This is a genomic window from Thalassospira xiamenensis M-5 = DSM 17429 (assembly GCF_000300235.2).
GTDB lineage: Bacteria > Pseudomonadota > Alphaproteobacteria > Rhodospirillales > Thalassospiraceae > Thalassospira > Thalassospira xiamenensis.
Genome location: NZ_CP004388.1, coordinates 3,248,946 through 3,264,271 on the forward strand (window position 1 = coordinate 3,248,946; position 15,326 = coordinate 3,264,271).

The 15,326-nt window shown below is 56.3% G+C and carries 16 protein-coding genes; 10 read left to right on the forward strand and 6 right to left on the reverse strand.

Going from position 1 to position 15,326, the window contains the following annotated elements; translation table 11 throughout:
• Nucleotides 1-16: 16 nt before the first annotated feature.
• Nucleotides 17-841, reverse strand: a complete 825-nt coding sequence (locus tag TH3_RS15070; protein WP_007091134.1) for a carbon-nitrogen hydrolase family protein — start codon at nt 839-841, stop codon at nt 17-19.
• Nucleotides 842-1,039: 198 nt separating this feature from the next.
• Between TH3_RS15070 and TH3_RS15075 the strand changes: the two genes are divergently transcribed.
• The 3 genes from TH3_RS15075 to TH3_RS15085 all read left to right on the forward strand — a co-directional run bounded on the left by TH3_RS15075 (nt 1,040) and on the right by TH3_RS15085 (nt 3,963).
• Nucleotides 1,040-1,711, forward strand: a complete 672-nt coding sequence (locus TH3_RS15075) for a GntR family transcriptional regulator (RefSeq protein WP_007091135.1) — start codon at nt 1,040-1,042, stop codon at nt 1,709-1,711.
• A gap of 80 nt (nt 1,712-1,791) precedes the next feature.
• Nucleotides 1,792-2,601 carry a phytanoyl-CoA dioxygenase family protein gene (locus TH3_RS15080; protein WP_007091136.1) on the forward strand — a complete coding sequence of 270 codons (810 nt, stop codon included), beginning with the start codon at nt 1,792-1,794 and terminating at the stop codon, nt 2,599-2,601.
• 24 nt (nt 2,602-2,625) lie between these two features.
• Nucleotides 2,626-3,963, forward strand: coding sequence for an NAD(P)H-dependent oxidoreductase (locus TH3_RS15085; RefSeq protein WP_007091137.1), 1,338 nt, complete (start codon nt 2,626-2,628; stop codon nt 3,961-3,963).
• A gap of 82 nt (nt 3,964-4,045) precedes the next feature.
• Here the strand turns inward: TH3_RS15085 and grxC are convergent, their stop codons facing one another.
• From grxC to TH3_RS15100, 3 genes are all read right to left on the reverse strand, one after another.
• Entirely contained in the window at nt 4,046-4,324 is a 279-nt protein-coding gene (grxC, locus tag TH3_RS15090) for a glutaredoxin 3 (protein WP_420823194.1), read from the reverse strand.
• Nucleotides 4,325-4,429: 105 nt separating this feature from the next.
• Complete coding sequence (locus tag TH3_RS15095) at nt 4,430-5,200, reverse strand: ComF family protein (protein ID WP_007091139.1); 771 nt, start codon at nt 5,198-5,200, stop codon at nt 4,430-4,432.
• A 77-nt stretch (nt 5,201-5,277) separates the two neighbouring features.
• The gene (locus TH3_RS15100) at nt 5,278-6,174 is read right to left on the reverse strand and encodes a LysR family transcriptional regulator (protein ID WP_007091140.1); all 897 of its coding nucleotides are present in this window, start codon (nt 6,172-6,174) and stop codon (nt 5,278-5,280) included.
• 141 nt (nt 6,175-6,315) lie between these two features.
• On the opposite strand from TH3_RS15100, the gene TH3_RS15105 reads away from it, so the two are divergent.
• From TH3_RS15105 to radC, 6 genes are all read left to right on the forward strand, one after another.
• Nucleotides 6,316-6,933 carry a glutathione S-transferase family protein gene (locus TH3_RS15105; RefSeq protein WP_007091141.1) on the forward strand — a complete coding sequence of 206 codons (618 nt, stop codon included), beginning with the start codon at nt 6,316-6,318 and terminating at the stop codon, nt 6,931-6,933.
• 110 nt (nt 6,934-7,043) lie between these two features.
• Nucleotides 7,044-9,170, forward strand: coding sequence for a 2Fe-2S iron-sulfur cluster-binding protein (locus TH3_RS15110; protein WP_007091142.1), 2,127 nt, complete (start codon nt 7,044-7,046; stop codon nt 9,168-9,170).
• An 84-nt stretch (nt 9,171-9,254) separates the two neighbouring features.
• The gene (locus TH3_RS15115) at nt 9,255-10,172 is read left to right on the forward strand and encodes a methyltransferase domain-containing protein (protein WP_007091143.1); all 918 of its coding nucleotides are present in this window, start codon (nt 9,255-9,257) and stop codon (nt 10,170-10,172) included.
• Nucleotides 10,173-10,223: 51 nt separating this feature from the next.
• On the forward strand, nt 10,224-10,952 hold the full coding sequence (sfsA, locus tag TH3_RS15120; protein WP_007091144.1) for a DNA/RNA nuclease SfsA: 729 nt from the start codon (nt 10,224-10,226) through the stop codon (nt 10,950-10,952).
• A 97-nt stretch (nt 10,953-11,049) separates the two neighbouring features.
• Nucleotides 11,050-11,856 (forward strand): type I methionyl aminopeptidase, encoded by an 807-nt coding sequence (gene map / locus TH3_RS15125; RefSeq protein ID WP_007091145.1) that lies wholly within the window; start codon nt 11,050-11,052, stop codon nt 11,854-11,856.
• Between the two features lie 28 nt (nt 11,857-11,884).
• Nucleotides 11,885-12,718 carry a RadC family protein gene (gene radC / locus TH3_RS15130; protein ID WP_052268425.1) on the forward strand — a complete coding sequence of 278 codons (834 nt, stop codon included), beginning with the start codon at nt 11,885-11,887 and terminating at the stop codon, nt 12,716-12,718.
• Between the two features lie 181 nt (nt 12,719-12,899).
• Here radC and TH3_RS15135 read toward each other — a convergent pair whose 3' ends face one another.
• Both TH3_RS15135 and TH3_RS15140 read right to left on the reverse strand, forming a co-directional pair.
• Nucleotides 12,900-13,373, reverse strand: coding sequence for an AtaL-like protein (locus TH3_RS15135; protein WP_007091147.1), 474 nt, complete (start codon nt 13,371-13,373; stop codon nt 12,900-12,902).
• Nucleotides 13,374-13,413: 40 nt separating this feature from the next.
• Entirely contained in the window at nt 13,414-14,277 is an 864-nt protein-coding gene (locus tag TH3_RS15140; RefSeq protein ID WP_007091148.1) for an SDR family oxidoreductase, read from the reverse strand.
• Nucleotides 14,278-14,379: 102 nt separating this feature from the next.
• Here TH3_RS15140 and TH3_RS15145 point away from each other — a divergent pair, with 102 nt between their 5' ends.
• Entirely contained in the window at nt 14,380-15,273 is an 894-nt protein-coding gene (locus TH3_RS15145; protein ID WP_007091149.1) for a LysR family transcriptional regulator, read from the forward strand.
• Nucleotides 15,274-15,326: the final 53 nt, after the last annotated feature.

The following is a 15,326-nucleotide window of genomic DNA, read 5'->3' on the forward strand; positions in this document are numbered from 1 at the left end:
CCAGACGGCGCTTAAATCAGCAAGGTTTATACGCCCGGTCATTATGAAGCGACGGCACCATCCGCCGAATGTCTTCGACCCGGTCCAGATCGATCTCGGCGGTAACAAAGCCGGGATCGGTCCCCGCATCGGCAAGAACCTCACCCCATGGATCGATAATAAGCGAATGGCCGAATGTCTGCCGGTTGCCCGGATGATCACCACACTGTGCGGCTGCAACCACATAACAACCATTTTCAATCGCGCGTGACCGCAACAGATTGTGCCAGTGCGCCTGCCCGGTCGTGCGCGTAAACGCCGCCGGGATCGACAGAATCTTTGCCCCCGCCTTGGCATAATCACGGAAAAGCTGCGGGAACCGGACGTCATAGCAAATCGCGATGCCGATATCGCCGATATTGGTTTTGGCAAGCCGTGCCTGATCGCCGGGGCGGAATGTTTTACTTTCGCGGTAACTTTCCCCATTCGCCAGATCGACATCAAACATATGGATCTTGTCATAGGATGTGATCACCGCCCCGTCCGGGCCGATCACAAAGCAGCGATTGGCAACCCGGTCTTCGCCCGGCACCTTCACATGCAATGACCCGACAATCAGGGTCGATTTCAGTTCTTCGGCCAGATCGCAGAAAAATGTCAGGGCCGGATGATCGGCCTCGTCAAAGGCGGCTGTCCGCACCTTTTCCCCGCCAAACGACATCATCGAAACATTTTCCGGAAACGCAATAAGCGTCGCCCCCGCCGCATGGGCATCGCGCGCATAGGTCGCGGCACGTGCAAGGTTGTCGCTCATATTGTCACGCGCATTCACCTGGACACAGGCAGCAATGAAACGGGCCATGACATCGTCTCCTTATCGTTGTTCTGCGATAATCATGGAACGCGATCGGACCACGGACAATACACAATTGGGCTATCGCGCCACCAAAACAGTGTTTTAATCTGAGAACACAACCACAGAGTCATTTTTTGTCGATTTGATCTTCCAATGGTTAAGTTTAGTGTATACAGTATTCCACATGCGAAAAAAGGATTGAAGATGGAACCGCTTTCCGGTCGTAAAAGTCTGACTGACGAAGTGCATGATCGCTTGGTCGATGCCTTGTGTTCCGGTGCTCTCCCTCCCGGAACGCCTTTGCGTCAGGAAGCCTTGGCCGAGGAGCTCAATGTCTCGCGGCAGCCAGTGTTGCAAGCTCTGGGGTTGCTGCGTCGTGATGGACTGGTGGTACCGATGGGACGGCGCGGATACCGCGTTGCGCCGGTCGACGCCAAACTGGTCGAGCACGTTTATGACTTGCGCGAAGCGTTTGACGGGCTTGCCGCCCGTCTGGCGTCAAAATCCCCGGAAGACGAACGGAAATCGGCCCTGCGGGCTGCCATCCAACAGGGACACCACGCCCTGGACAGCAATACCACCGCAGACCTTGTTGCAGCCGACGTCGCGTTTCATCAAACGATCTATCGCCTGTCGGGCAACCCCCTGTTGCCCGAGGCATCAGCCGCAATCTGGCTGCAGGTTCGGCGTGTCATGCATGCTGATCTGCAAACCGGGACCGGTCCCGACCCCGTCTGGACCGAACATCAAGCCATCGCCGACGCGATCTGCGCCGGCGATGGCGCGGCGGCCCAACAATTGGCAATTGCACATACACGCAATGCCGCAAACCGCCTGATCACGCACATGAAAGAAACTGCAAAGAAAAACAATTGAATCGCCTGGCGCATAAACCGCCCGAACCGGGCACAAGGTCGCACAACAAAAACCAAAATCTTGCGACACGGAGGAACGTCATGAAACTCAATGAAGCGGCACTTGCCGAATTTCGCGAACAGGGCTTTGTCTTTCTACCGGAACTTTTCTCTCGCGAAGAAGCCGCCCTTCTTCTGTCCGAAGCCCGCCAGATTTATGCATCCGACCGCGAAGAAGTCTGGCGCGAAACATCGGGCGTCGCCCGCACGGCTTTTGCCGCCCACACCTATAACGAAGCCCACCGCCGCCTTGGTGCCCATCCCCGCCTGATCGAACCTGTGGAACAGTTCCTTGATGAACAGGTTTACATGCATCAATACAAAATCAACGCCAAGGCCGCTTTTGATGGCGCCGTCTGGCAATGGCATCAGGATTACGGCACCTGGCAGCGCGACGATGAAATGCCCGAACCGCGCGCGTTCAACATCGCCCTGTTCCTCGAAGACGTCACTCCGGCAAACGGCCCGTTGCTATTCATCCCCAAAAGCCACAAGGCAGGCGTACTCAAAGCCGGTCACGATCTTGAAACCACCTCCTATCCGCTTTGGACCCTGGATCGAGAAACCGTGACCAAGCTTGCTGCCGAAGGCGGCTGTGAAGCCCCGATTGGGCCTGCCGGATCGGTTGTGATGTTCCACGGCAACCTTGTCCATGCCAGCCCCCCCAATATCAGCCCGTTTGACCGCACCATTGTTTATCTTAGCCTGTGCGCGGTTTCGAACCATATCCGGGCGTTTAATCGCAAACCGTGGATCGCCCATCGCGACTTCGCCCCGATCACACCGCTTGCCGATGACTGTCTTGACGAACTGGTCGCCAAACAATCGTCCGCCAAAAGTTCTGCGGCCTGATCGCCCGGCGACGGAGTATTTCAAATGAACCTTGATGCAAAGCTGCGCAAACGTGCCGCAGACGGCAATCCCGTTCGCGTCGGCATTATCGGTGCAGGTAAATTCGGCTCGATGTTTTTAAGTCAGGCCGGACACCATCCGGGCTATCACGTTCTCGGGGTCGCAGACCTGAGCGCGACCCGCGCCAAAGAGGCCCTCGACCGTGTCGGCTGGCCAAAGGAACGCTATCAGGCAACCGATCCGGACAATGCGCTTGAAAACGGCACCACCTGGATCACCGAGGATGCCGATGCCCTGATCGAAGCCAACGGCCTCGAAGTCATCATCGATGCCACCGGCAGCCCCGCAGCCGGTATCCGCTATGGCCTGAAGGCCATCGAATATGGCCGCCACCTTGTCATGGTCAATGTCGAGGCCGACGTTCTTGCTGGCCCCCTTCTGGCCCACAAAGCCGAACAGGCAGGCCTTGTCTATTCCATGGCCTATGGCGATCAGCCCGCCCTGATTTCGGAAATGGTTGATTGGGCGCGTGCCGTCGGCCTTGATGTCATCTGTGCGGGAAAAGGCACCAAATATCTGCCCGCCTATCACCATGTCACGCCTGATGATGTCTGGACCCATTATGGCCTGACACCGCAACAGGCAAAGGCGGGTGGGATGAACCCGCAGATTTTCAACAGCTTCCTTGACGGCACCAAATCCGCCATCGAAATGGCCGCTGTTGCCAATGCCTGTGATCTGGTGCCACAGGATATCGGCCTTCGCTTCCCGGCCTGCGGGGTCGATGACCTGCCACGTCTGCTCTCACCACGCGAAACCGGCGGATTGCTTGATCGCAAGGGCACGGTTGAAGTGGTTTCAAGCTTGGAACGTGATACCCGCCCGGTGTTTCGCGATCTGCGCTGGGGCGTTTATGTCACGTTTGAAGCCCCCAGTGACTATGTCAAACGCTGCTTCTCGGAATATGGTCTTCTGACCGATCCGACCGGGCAATATTCCGCGATGTATAAACCCTATCACCTGATCGGGCTGGAACTGGGCATTTCGGTCGCCTCTGCCGCCCTGCGCCACGAGGCCACCGGCTCACCGCGCGCATGGTCGGGCGATGCGGTTGCCTTTGCCAAACGCGACCTTCGCGTCGGTGAAAAGCTCGACGGGGAAGGCGGTTACACGGTCTATGGCAAACTGATGCCCGCCCGCATGTCAAAGGCCCAAAATGCCCTGCCCATCGGCCTTGCGCACCACCTGACACTCAACCGCAATGTCGCAATTGATCAGGTCGTGACATGGGACGATGTCGATTTCGACCCTACCGATCCCGCCATCCGCTTCCGCAAGGAAATGGAAGATACCTTTGGCTAACGAACTCTCTCTGTCGCATCACCAAAACGAAAACCCCGGCCACATGGACCGGGGTTTTCAATGTGCAGGGTGATGGCCCCATTCAGGCCGACAGCTTGCTGTCTAGGCCGCCCTTGGCGTTCAGCGCCATCAACTCGTCGCAACCGCCAATATGTTCGTCATTGATGAAAATCTGCGGCACGGTGTGCTTGCCATTCGCACGATCCATCATTTCCTTTTTGCGACGCGGTTCCATCATCACATCGATCAATTCGTACTTCGCACCCTTTTCTTCCAGAAGCTTGCGGGCACGCTTGCAATAGGGGCACCATTCGGTGGCATAAACTTCGACTTTTGCCATCTGGTCATGTTCCTTTTTCATTGGGTCGTTATCGGTGCTATGGCGCATATTTTCACGGCCTTGCACCAGAATACGACCGGCAATCCGTCCTTTATGGGCGTTCTATAACAGATATTTTGCGACGCGTCATCGGACCACCCGTGCAACTGTGATCACATCGACGTGCATGGCTCCGGCGCGCTTTAAAATCCGCGCGCATGCATTGGCCGTCGCACCGGTGGTCAGCACATCATCAATCAAAACCACGCGCGCCCCCGAAAGCCCGATCCGCTGTGCGATCCTGTCATCTACGCCGAACGCACCGCCAACCTCGCGCTTGCGCGACGACGGCCCCAAACCGCCCAGACTGCGCGTTTTTCGCAACCGCCGCAGCACCGTACCATGCCATCCAATGCCGGTCTGGCGCGACAGACTGGCGGCCAACAACCCAGACTGATTATATCGTCGCATCAAAAGCCGGGTACGATGCAACGGCACCGGAAGAATGATATCCGCATCGGCCCAGAAATCCCGCCCGGCCTGCACCAGCCAGCGACTTAAAAGCGGCGTCAGATCGGTGCGATCCCCGTGCTTGAACCGTAAAAGGTAATCACGACTGGCGTCGTCATAAACCAGTGCCGCACGGGCCCGATCAAACGCAGGCTTTTTACGCAAACATTCGCCGCACAGGATGCCATCGCCCGCATTGTCTTCAGCGGCAAGCTCGAACGGATAGCCGCAACACGCGCACAGTGGATCGGAAATAAACCGAAGCCCGATCCAGCAATCAGCACAGACCGCATGCACTGTATCGGTAACCGCACCGCATCCACCACAACGCGGCGGCAAAACGGTGCGCAAACCGATCTGCATGACATTGCCGACAATACGGCCAATCTCTGCCGGTAAAATCCCCACTCGATCTTCCCTGCCCATGCATCGTCATCGATCACAAAACACCCGATCCTATCACGCAAGATGATTGAAACGATGCGCTAATTGATACGCTTATCCGCACGCAGACGATCCACCGCCAGGTCAATAAAGGCGCGCACCTTAGCCGGTGCATGGCGGCCTTCGGGATGGACGATATGAATGGGGATCGGTTCGGGCTCATAATCGCGTAAAACGACTTCAAGCGATCCTGCCTCAATCGACGGTATCGCCTGATAAGACAACAGGCGCACCAGCCCCCATCCGTCAATCGCCGCCTTGCGCGCGGCTTCAATCGAATTGGTTTGCAATCGTGCACTGACCGAAAGACTGGTTTTCTGATCGCCGCCAAACTGCCAGTCCAGTGGTGCCGATGATCCGGTTGATGCAACAACCCTGTGCATCCCGATATCTGCGGGTACCTGTGGCCTGCCGTGGCGATCAAAATAATCGGGGGACCCGCAAATGATACGCCTAACCGTCCCGACCTTGATCGCGCTCATTGATGTATCGGCCATATGCCCGATCCGAAGAGCAAGATCGATGCCTTCCTCGACAATATTGACGATGCGATCAAACAACAGTACCCGACCGCGCATTTCGGGATACTGATCGAGGAATTCGGTCATTACCGGAAATACATACATCTGACCGAACAGAACCGGGGCCGTGATGATCAAGGTCCCGCTGGGTCTGGCATAGGCACCGCCTGCCGCGGCTTCGGCTTCTTCCAGGTCGCCAAGCAATCGTTTGCAATCGTCATAATAATGTGCGCCCGGTTCGGTCAGGGAGACAGACCGTGTTGTCCGGGTCAAAAGCCGTGCGCCGGTGATATCCTCAAGGAAGGCCACCGCACGTGTAACCGCTGGCGGGCTTGATCCCAATTCCCGTGCCGCAGCGGCAAAGCTTTGTGCTTCGACAACGCGCACAAAAATCCTCATCGCCTGAAATCGGTCCATGGTGCTTTTCCTGCTCCGCCAACACACAACTCCACTTTATGGAATAATGAATTCCCCGAAAACCATATTCCGCAAATCAGAGGAAACAATCACAGTAGGCAGCATCGCATCAACCTCATATTCGAAGAAGGATTTGGAACAATGAAGCTGCATTATTTTCCCCTCTCGGGCCATGCCCACCGCGCCCACCTGTTTCTAAGCCTTCTGGGCGTTGAGCATGATGTCATAACGGTCGATCTGCCCAATGGCGCGCATAAATCGCCGGAATTCCTCAAACTGAACCCGTTGGGTCAGGTGCCCGTGCTTGAAGATGGCGACGTCGTGATTGCCGATTCCATCGCCATCATGACCTATGTCGCCAAGAAACGCGGCGCGACCGACTGGCTGCCCGAAGATGCCGAAAGTGCCGCCAAGGTTCAGAAATGGCTTTCGGTCGCGGCGGGGCAAATTGCCTATGGCGTCTGTGCTGCCCGTCTGCTCACGGTGTTTAATGTACCGTTCAATGCCGACGAAGTCATTGCACGCGCCCATGCCATTCTGGCCCAGATTGATGACGCGCTTTCGGGCAAGGACTGGATCGAGCTGGGCCGTCCAACCATCGCCGATGTCGCCCTTTACAGCTATATCGCCAATGCGCCCGAAGGCAATGTTGACCTCGCCCCCTATGGCAATGTGCGTGCCTGGCTGAAACGGGTCGAAGCCCTGCCCGGTTTCGTGCCGTTCGAACAGACTGTCGCTGGCCTGCGCAAGTCGGCCTGACAGGTCGGGCCGGTCTTTCGCCTTGTCCAGGCTCCCCCTGCACGGACACAGCGATCACCCCGCCCGACCGGCCCTTCCCCGACTTCCCTTGTGTCGCAAAGGAAATTGCCATGAACACGCCCGTTACGTCATCTGCCCCCGTAAAATTCACCCCGTCTGGCACCGACACCAACGGTCCGTGGCACGAAGGTGAAATTCACATGCAGAAGCTGGTCGGGGTCGATGAACGTATGGCCGAAGTTGGCAAACGTGTTCTGCGCGACCATCTGATCGACCAGCATCGCCAGTTTTACCCGCAACTGCCCTTTGCAGTATTTGGTGCGGTTGATGACAATGGCGATGTCTGGGCGACCCTTCGCGCCAACCACCCCGGTTTTCTGCATTCCCCCGATCCCTATCAGCTTGCCGTCGATATCCCCCGCGATCCAGCCGACCCGGCCGATGCCGGGATGGATGACGGCAAGGCTATCGGAATGATCGGGATCGAACTGCACACAAGACGCCGCAACCGCCTGAATGGCACCATCGCACGTTCTTCTGATGATGGTTTCTCGATCCGGGTCGGGCACAGCTATGGCAACTGCCCGCAATATATCCAGTTACGTGATTTCGAGTTCACCCGCGATCCACTGACCCCGGTTTCGCCAGAAATCAAATTGTATGAGAATTTGGAAAACGCATTGAATGATCGGGTCCGCGCAATGATTACCGCGGCCGACACCTTCTTTGTCGCGACCTATGTTGATCGCCCCGATGAGAACCGCGAGGTCGATGTTTCACACCGTGGCGGCAAACCCGGATTTGTCCGTATTGATGACGATGGCAGCCTGACCATCCCCGATTTTGCCGGAAACCTGTTTTTCAATACGCTGGGTAATATCCTCGCCAATCCCAAGGCGGGCCTTGTTTTTACCGATTTTGCCACGGGCGATGTCCTGCAAATCACGGGCGATGCCGACGTCATCGTCGACGGGCCGGAAATTGCTGCCTTTCAGGGGGCGGAACGTTTGTGGCGGGTTTTCCCGCGCAAGGTCACCTTGCGCAAGGCCGCCCTTCCGATCCGCTGGCGTGATCAAACCGACGGTGCATCCCCCAACAGCCTTCTGACCGGCAACTGGGAAACGGCGGAGCGCAAGATCGCGGCGATGAAAAACGCGATTATTTGGAAAAATTTCAAAATCGCGCGGATTGTGAAGGAAAACAGAATAATCAAATCCTTCCATCTCGAACCGCTCGACGGGACTGGAACCCTGCCTTACAAGGCCGGACAGCATCTGCCGATCCGGGTCACGGTACCCGGCCATGACAAACCACTGATCCGCACCTACACACTTTCAAGCGGCCCGTCGGACAATCGCTATCGCATCAGTGTGAAGCGCGAAGGCTTGGTTTCAAGCCACTTGCACGATAACCTTGCCGAGGGCGATGTGATCGAGGCCCGTGCGCCTGCAGGCGATTTTTCAATCGACGCCCATGTCAAACGCCCGGCAGTTCTGATTGCGGGTGGGATCGGTATCACACCGATGATCTCGATGTTGCGCCATATCGTTTATGAGGGGCTCCGCACCCGCGGCTTCCGGCCGACATGGCTGTTTTATGCGGCGCGAACCCTTGAAGACCGGGCGTTTGATGACGAGCTGGTCGAACTGGTCAAAGCAGCCCAAGGCAGCATTCGCCTTGTCCGCGTGCTTGCTGATCCGACCGACGCCGAACCGCGCAAGGATTACGAAGCATCCGGGCGTATCGATATGGATTTGCTGCGCTCCCTGCTGCCGTTTGACGATTTCGATTTTTATCTGTGCGGTCCGCCACCTTTTATGCAGGCAATATATGACGGTTTGCGCGGCCTTAACATTACCGATACCCGCATCCATGCCGAGGCCTTCGGCCCTGCATCCCTGCAACGCAGCCACGACAGCCAGCCCGATCTGCCTGAACTGGCACCGGCAAGCAGCACGGATACAAAAGTTGATTTTTCAGGTTCGGACAAAAGTGCGATCTGGAAGCCAGATGATGGCAAAACCTTGCTGGAACTGGCCGAAGATGCCGGATTGGCACCAGAGGCAAGCTGCCGCGGCGGGAATTGCGGCACCTGCCGGACTAAAATCCTGCAAGGGAACGTCACCTATAAAACCCGGCCCTCGGCTAAAACCGCCCAGGACGAGGCATTGATCTGCTGTGCGGTACCTGCGGCTGCGGAAGATAGTAGCGATGAATCGCTTGTTCTGGCGCTTTGATCCGGTCTTGGATTGCAAGGGAGGGCGCGACGTTCTATCTAGGTCGTAACTTTTAAAACGACTTTTGACGGAGCTTCCCGCCTCATGGCCGATCCGATCACCGTTTTTGATCGCCACATCCTGAAACTGCGCCGCGACCGCGCGGCAAAACGTGCCAGCGAGTTCAATTTCCTGTTTGCCGAAACTGCCGAACGCCTTGCCGACCGGCTTGACGACACCACGCGCAAATTCCCGCTAGCGGTTGATCTTGGCTGTCACAATGGCGAGCTTGGCCAGATCATCGGTGCACGTGGCGGGATAGAAACCCTGCATCAATGCGACATTTCATATGGTTATGCGCAGTCAGCCAAAATGCGCAATGAGCGCACGACATTCGTTGCCGATGAAGAATTCCTGCCGTTTGGCGATGGATCGCTCGATCTGATCCTTTCGAACCTGTCGCTGCACTGGGTCAATGACCTGCCCGGTATGCTGCTTCAGGCGCGGCGCGCGCTTAAACCCGATGGCCTGTTTCTGGCATGCATTCTGGGAGGCGATACGCTGCGCGACCTGCGCGAGGCATTGATGACCGCCGAGGCCGAAGAAGAAGGCGGCGTATCCCCTCGCGTATCCCCCTTTGTCGATGTTCGCGATGCAGGGTCGCTGTTACAGCGCAGCGGCTTTGCCCTGCCGGTGGTTGATAGCGACCATATCACCATCGATTATCCAGACGCCCTGAAACTGATGCGCGATCTTTCGGGGATGGGCGAAAGCAACCTTGTCGCCATCCGGTCCAAGAAATTCACCAAACGCAGCACATTGGCCCGTGCGGCGGCAATTTATCACGAACGTCACGGTCGCCCGGATGGCCGCGTTCATGCCAAATTTCAGGTGATCTACCTTACCGCCTGGGCGCCCGATGAAAGCCAGCCCAAGCCGCTTAGACGTGGTACCGGTCAGGTCAGCCTTGTTGATTTTCTGGGTGACGCCCCGGACAAGCCCGATCCGGCGAAAAGCAATTAGTCATACTTTTTGATTTAACCGATCAAAAGCAAACAGTTACCGGAATTTGACATGCTCCTTCCCTCTCCCCTGATCCGGGGCAAGCTGATCAAACGTTACAAACGTTTTCTGGCCGATATCGAGCTGGAAAACGGCGATATGATCACCGCCCATTGCGCCAATCCGGGCGGGATGATCGGGTTGAAGGAGGCCGGGATCGATGTCTGGCTGTCGCAATCGGACAATCCGAAACGCAAACTGAAATACAGTTGGGAACTGTGCCGGGTTGGCGGTGCGATGGTTGGCATCAATACTGCCCATCCCAACGCAATCGTCGAAGAAGCCATCTTGTCGGGCAAGGTGCCGGAGCTGGCCGGATATGAAACGCTGAAGCGTGAAGTCAAATATGGCAAGAATTCACGGATCGATATCCTGCTTTCTGATCCGGAACGTGGGCTTTGCTATGTCGAAGTCAAGAATGTGCATCTTAAACGCGATGATGCTGTTCCGGGGCTGGCGGAGTTTCCCGATGCGGTTACCGCGCGCGGGGCAAAGCACCTTGACGAAATGGCCGACATGGTCGCAGAAGGTCACCGTGCCGTGATGTTCTATCTGATCCAGCGCGATGATTGCGACCGTTTTGCCTTGGCATCCGATATAGATCCGCACTATGCCGCGCGCTTTTCAGCGGCGACCAGCGCCGGGGTCGAGGCATTGGCCTATGACTGCATCATTGATGTCAAGACACCATCGGTAACCGTAAACAAGGCCGTTCCGATCTGGGACATCAGCGCAAAGTGACGGCATCCTTGCCAATTTCGCCCTGTCCGATTATGTCATTGAACTATGTTGCGACACAGCGACCATTGAATTTACTGCCGAACCAAGGAGATTTCGGGTGGCGAACGGAAAAGTAAAACTGCACGGACCCGAAGCGTTCGAAGGGATGCGCGCCGCCGGACGGCTGGCTGCGGAAGTCCTTGATTACATTACGCCCTTCGTTGTTCCGGGCGAAACGACCGGCAGGCTCGACCAATTGTGTGATGAATATATTCGCGATCATAATGCGGTTTCGGCCTGCCTTGGCTATCGCGGCTTTCCGAAATCGATTTGCACCTCGATCAACCATGTTGTCTGCCACGGGATTCCCGGCGACAAGAAACTGATGAATGGCGACATCATGAATATCGATGTCACGGTCATTCTCGATGGCTGGTATGGCGATACGTCGCGCATGTATATCGCGGGCACGCCCAAGGTGATGGCGCAGCGCCTTGTCGATGTGACGTACGAAGCATTGTGGCGCGGGATTAATGCCGTCAAGCCGGGGGCGACACTTGGCGATATCGGTCATGCGATCCAAAGCTATGCCGAAAGCGAACGTTTTTCGGTTGTACGCGATTTCTGCGGTCACGGCCTTGGTCAGGTGTTCCATGATGCGCCCAATATCCTGCATTATGGCCGCCCGGGCGAAGGGCTGGTTCTGGAACCCGGCATGATTTTCACCATCGAACCGATGATCAACCAGGGCACTTATACCTGCAAAATCCTGCCTGATGGCTGGACAGCGGTGACGCGGGACCGCAAACTGTCGGCACAGTTCGAACATTCACTTGGTGTCACCGATGACGGGTTTGAAATCTTTACCCGTTCACCGGCCGGGCTTGAAAAACCACCATACGACATTAGTGCAGCCGCCGAATAAGGCCGCAAACAAAAAGGGGGAAGCGGATTTGAGCGAAACAGAAGATCGCAAGGCTGCTTCCCGTCCTGACGCATCAATCGATGTACAGATTGATGACGGCACGCGCGTCTTTTTCGATCAGACGCGCGCTGCGGTTCCGGTCGGACAAAGTACCAGTTTCCAGCCATCGCCGAGCGACGCGAAACCGCCCAAACCCCATTATCACGGCCACCGTCAACGCCTGCGCGAACGGTTCCTTAAAGGCGGGGCCAATGCGCTTGCCGATTATGAATTGCTTGAACTTCTGCTGTGTACGGCGATGCCGCGTGGCGATGTCAAACCGCTGGCGAAATCGCTGATTACGCAGTTTGGCAGCTTTGCCAATGTTCTTGCCGCACGGCCCGAAGATTTGCAAAAGGCCAAGGGGCTTGGCGATGCCGGAATTGCCGCGATCAAGGTGGCCGAGGCAAGCGCGCAATATCTGGCCCGTGAACGCGCGATGGAATTGCCCGTGATCGCCAGTTGGGAACAGCTGATTGATTACTGCCGGGTGCGTCTGGGCCATCGCAAGACCGAAGAACTGCATCTGCTGTTTCTGGACCGCAAGAACCGGTTGATTGCCGATGAATGCCATCAGACCGGCACGGTCGATCACACCCCGGTTTACCCGCGCGAAGTGATCAAGCGCGCCCTTGAATTGCACGCCAGCGCGATCATTCTGGTCCATAACCATCCCAGCGGCGATGCCACCCCATCGCGCGGCGATATAGACATGACGCGCAAGATTGTCGAGGCCGCAAAGGCGATGGAAATCACCATCCACGACCACATCATCATCAGTCAGGCCGGGTATAATTCGTTTAAAACCCTTGGCCTGATTTAGCCACATGATCCAGCGGGATAAGATCGTGCTTTTGGGATAAAAGTGCAGCGCCGCCGTAAAACGAACGGAACCAGACAGAAACAGTTGGCTAAAACGGAAAATCTGGTCAGCCATTGAGAACAGCCGACCAGATATCTGTCTCTTAATTTTCAATTGTCTCAAACAATGAAGACGACCGAGGTCAAATCCTTCCTTCGGCAACCATTTCACGAGTACGCTTCAATGTAGACATCAGGGCTGCTTTGTAGCCGTTATTGCTATCGAACTGTGCTTGCTCTGCCTGTTCTTCCGAGCCGTTAGGTTCCTTGTCGCGCAGTCCTAGGTAGCAGTAGAATTTGAGCTGAAGGTCGCCCGTTTCGTCCTCGAACAGTTCGTTGATGATCGCCCCCTCTCGCGGGCCTGTTGCCTGAAAGAAGGTGACCTTTCGTTGCGCATCCAGCGTAATGATCTCGCGCAGGTCGACACCGCTGATCGTAGCATCGCGGACGAAATGTGTTGAGCTTTCCTCTGTGACATCGCAACGGGTACAGAGGCCAGCCGGAAGAAATTGTCGCGCATCACGAGCTTTCAGCTCAAGGCCCTTCCAGACCTGTTCGCGTGTCAGTCTGGGTTTACCTTGCGGGTTAACCGGGACGGTTGCAGTCGAATATATCATGTCGATGATCCTTTTTTCGGTCGGGTTGGAATGAGGGCGATCAGTCAACGATCTGCGCGACATAATCACGATAGGAGCGCAACGGACGGCCAAGCATCGACGTCAACCGGTCGACGTCGCCAGCATCCGGAAGCATGCCATCGGTCAGGAAACGCTCCGCCATCAGTCGCATATCAAAGGCCATCCAGCCTGGCATGAACTGACGCAGGTTCTGTTCAAACCCAGCAGTATCGTTGCCGGGAAAGGTGATTGGGCGGCCAAGGACATCGCCCCAAATCGTGGCCGCATCCTTGCCGGTCAGCGTATCCGGACCAACAAGGTTGATGCGATTGATCGGCAGCGGTATTGCCGATTGTTCACGGCGGATCAGTTCGAGCGCAGCAATTTCGCCGACGTCACGTGCATCAATCATTGCAAGTCCCTTTTCACCAATCGGCATCGGATAGATGCCAAAGTTGGTGACGACGTCCATGATCGTAATTTCGTTATCCATGTAATAAGCTGGGCGCAAAATGGTGGCACCAAGACCCATTTGTTCGATCATCCTCTCAACACCGAACTTGCCCGCGAAATGCGGCACGTTGACATAGATATCGCTGTGGATCACCGACAGATATACGATCCGCTCGATCCCGGCCTCACGGGCAAGGTTAAGCGTAATCAGCGCCTGCGTGTATTCGTCGGCAACAACCCCGTTCAGCAGAAACAGGGTCGAGACACCGGACAGGGCGCGCCGCAGTAAATCGACATCACGCATATCGCCCTGAACGACTTCCACGTCGTTCGGGAAACTGGCCTTGGACGGGTCACGGACCAATGCACGCACATCTGCACCGCGTTTCAGAAGTTGTTCGACAACATTGCTTCCGACATTGCCGGTCGCGCCGGTTACCAGAATGGTCATGGTTTTTCTCCTTGGTTGAGCAATTTGACTGCCCCAATTTAATGATCCACATTCACGGCAATAGACGTTATATTTAGACAGACTGTCTCGCTGGTGGAACACATGGACCTTCTTGCCCTTGCCGACTTCAATCTGGTCGCCCGACACGGTGGGTTTGGGAAAGCGTCGCGCGCCACAGGCCGCCCGAAAGCGACACTGTCACGCCGCGTGGCAGAGCTGGAGGCAAGCCTTGAGCTGCGTTTGTTCGAACGCAGTGCTCGACTTCTCAAACTGACCGAAGAAGGAAGGACGCTGTTCGAGCGGACGAGCCAGTTGTTCACTGAACTCGACGAGACGACTGCGGCAATTGCCTCTGGCGGACGCGAACCGAGGGGGAAACTTCGGATCAGTGCACCTTTGCTGTTTTCGCAGACTGCGATGGGGAAACTGGCTGCGGACTTCGCCCTCAAATACCCGAAGGTCCGACTTGAGGTCACGACCGAAGATCGCCCGGTCGATATGATTGAGGAAGCCTATGATCTGGTAATAAGGGTTAACCCGGAACCTGATGAAAGCCTTGTCGGTCGTGTGTTCCTGCGTGATCGACTGGTGATCGTTGCTAATCCGGGCCTGACGCCACCGATGGATGGCTCCTCTGTCCCGGCTGTTGTACGGGGGCAAGTCCGCCAAGACGAAAGCTGGAATGTGAAAACATCAACCAGCCAGTCAAAGATCGCGGTCAATCCGGTCCTGAGCCTCTCATCGCTCGTCATGGTTCGGGACGCCGTACGCAAAGGAGTTGGCGCGGGACGACTTCCGGTGTCGCTTGTGTGTCATGATCTTGCCGATGGTACGCTGGTGCATTGGGGCGATGTGGACGGGCCTGAAATTACCTTATGGGCGCTCTATCCGTCACGCCGCTTGCTAAGCGCACGCGTCTCGGCGTTCCTAGACTTTCTAAGGGATGCTTTTCCCAAAGGAACTCCGGACGAGTTGGCGGCCTATGTGGGAAGATGAAAGCCATATAGCTTGGCTTCCATGCCTGCTGTCCGATTGAAAAGAGCACAGAA

Coding starts and splice junctions, on each gene's coding strand:
- TH3_RS15070 (WP_007091134.1), bottom strand. CDS start 841: ATGGCCCGTTTCATTGCTGCCTGTGTCCAGGTGAATGCGCGTGACAAT.
- TH3_RS15075 (WP_007091135.1), top strand. CDS start 1,040: ATGGAACCGCTTTCCGGTCGTAAAAGTCTGACTGACGAAGTGCATGAT.
- TH3_RS15080 (WP_007091136.1), top strand. CDS start 1,792: ATGAAACTCAATGAAGCGGCACTTGCCGAATTTCGCGAACAGGGCTTT.
- TH3_RS15085 (WP_007091137.1), top strand. CDS start 2,626: ATGAACCTTGATGCAAAGCTGCGCAAACGTGCCGCAGACGGCAATCCC.
- grxC (WP_420823194.1), bottom strand. CDS start 4,324: ATGAAAAAGGAACATGACCAGATGGCAAAAGTCGAAGTTTATGCCACC.
- TH3_RS15100 (WP_007091140.1), bottom strand. CDS start 6,174: ATGGACCGATTTCAGGCGATGAGGATTTTTGTGCGCGTTGTCGAAGCA.
- TH3_RS15105 (WP_007091141.1), top strand. CDS start 6,316: ATGAAGCTGCATTATTTTCCCCTCTCGGGCCATGCCCACCGCGCCCAC.
- TH3_RS15110 (WP_007091142.1), top strand. CDS start 7,044: ATGAACACGCCCGTTACGTCATCTGCCCCCGTAAAATTCACCCCGTCT.
- TH3_RS15115 (WP_007091143.1), top strand. CDS start 9,255: ATGGCCGATCCGATCACCGTTTTTGATCGCCACATCCTGAAACTGCGC.
- sfsA (WP_007091144.1), top strand. CDS start 10,224: ATGCTCCTTCCCTCTCCCCTGATCCGGGGCAAGCTGATCAAACGTTAC.
- TH3_RS15135 (WP_007091147.1), bottom strand. CDS start 13,373: ATGATATATTCGACTGCAACCGTCCCGGTTAACCCGCAAGGTAAACCC.
- TH3_RS15140 (WP_007091148.1), bottom strand. CDS start 14,277: ATGACCATTCTGGTAACCGGCGCGACCGGCAATGTCGGAAGCAATGTT.
- TH3_RS15145 (WP_007091149.1), top strand. CDS start 14,380: ATGGACCTTCTTGCCCTTGCCGACTTCAATCTGGTCGCCCGACACGGT.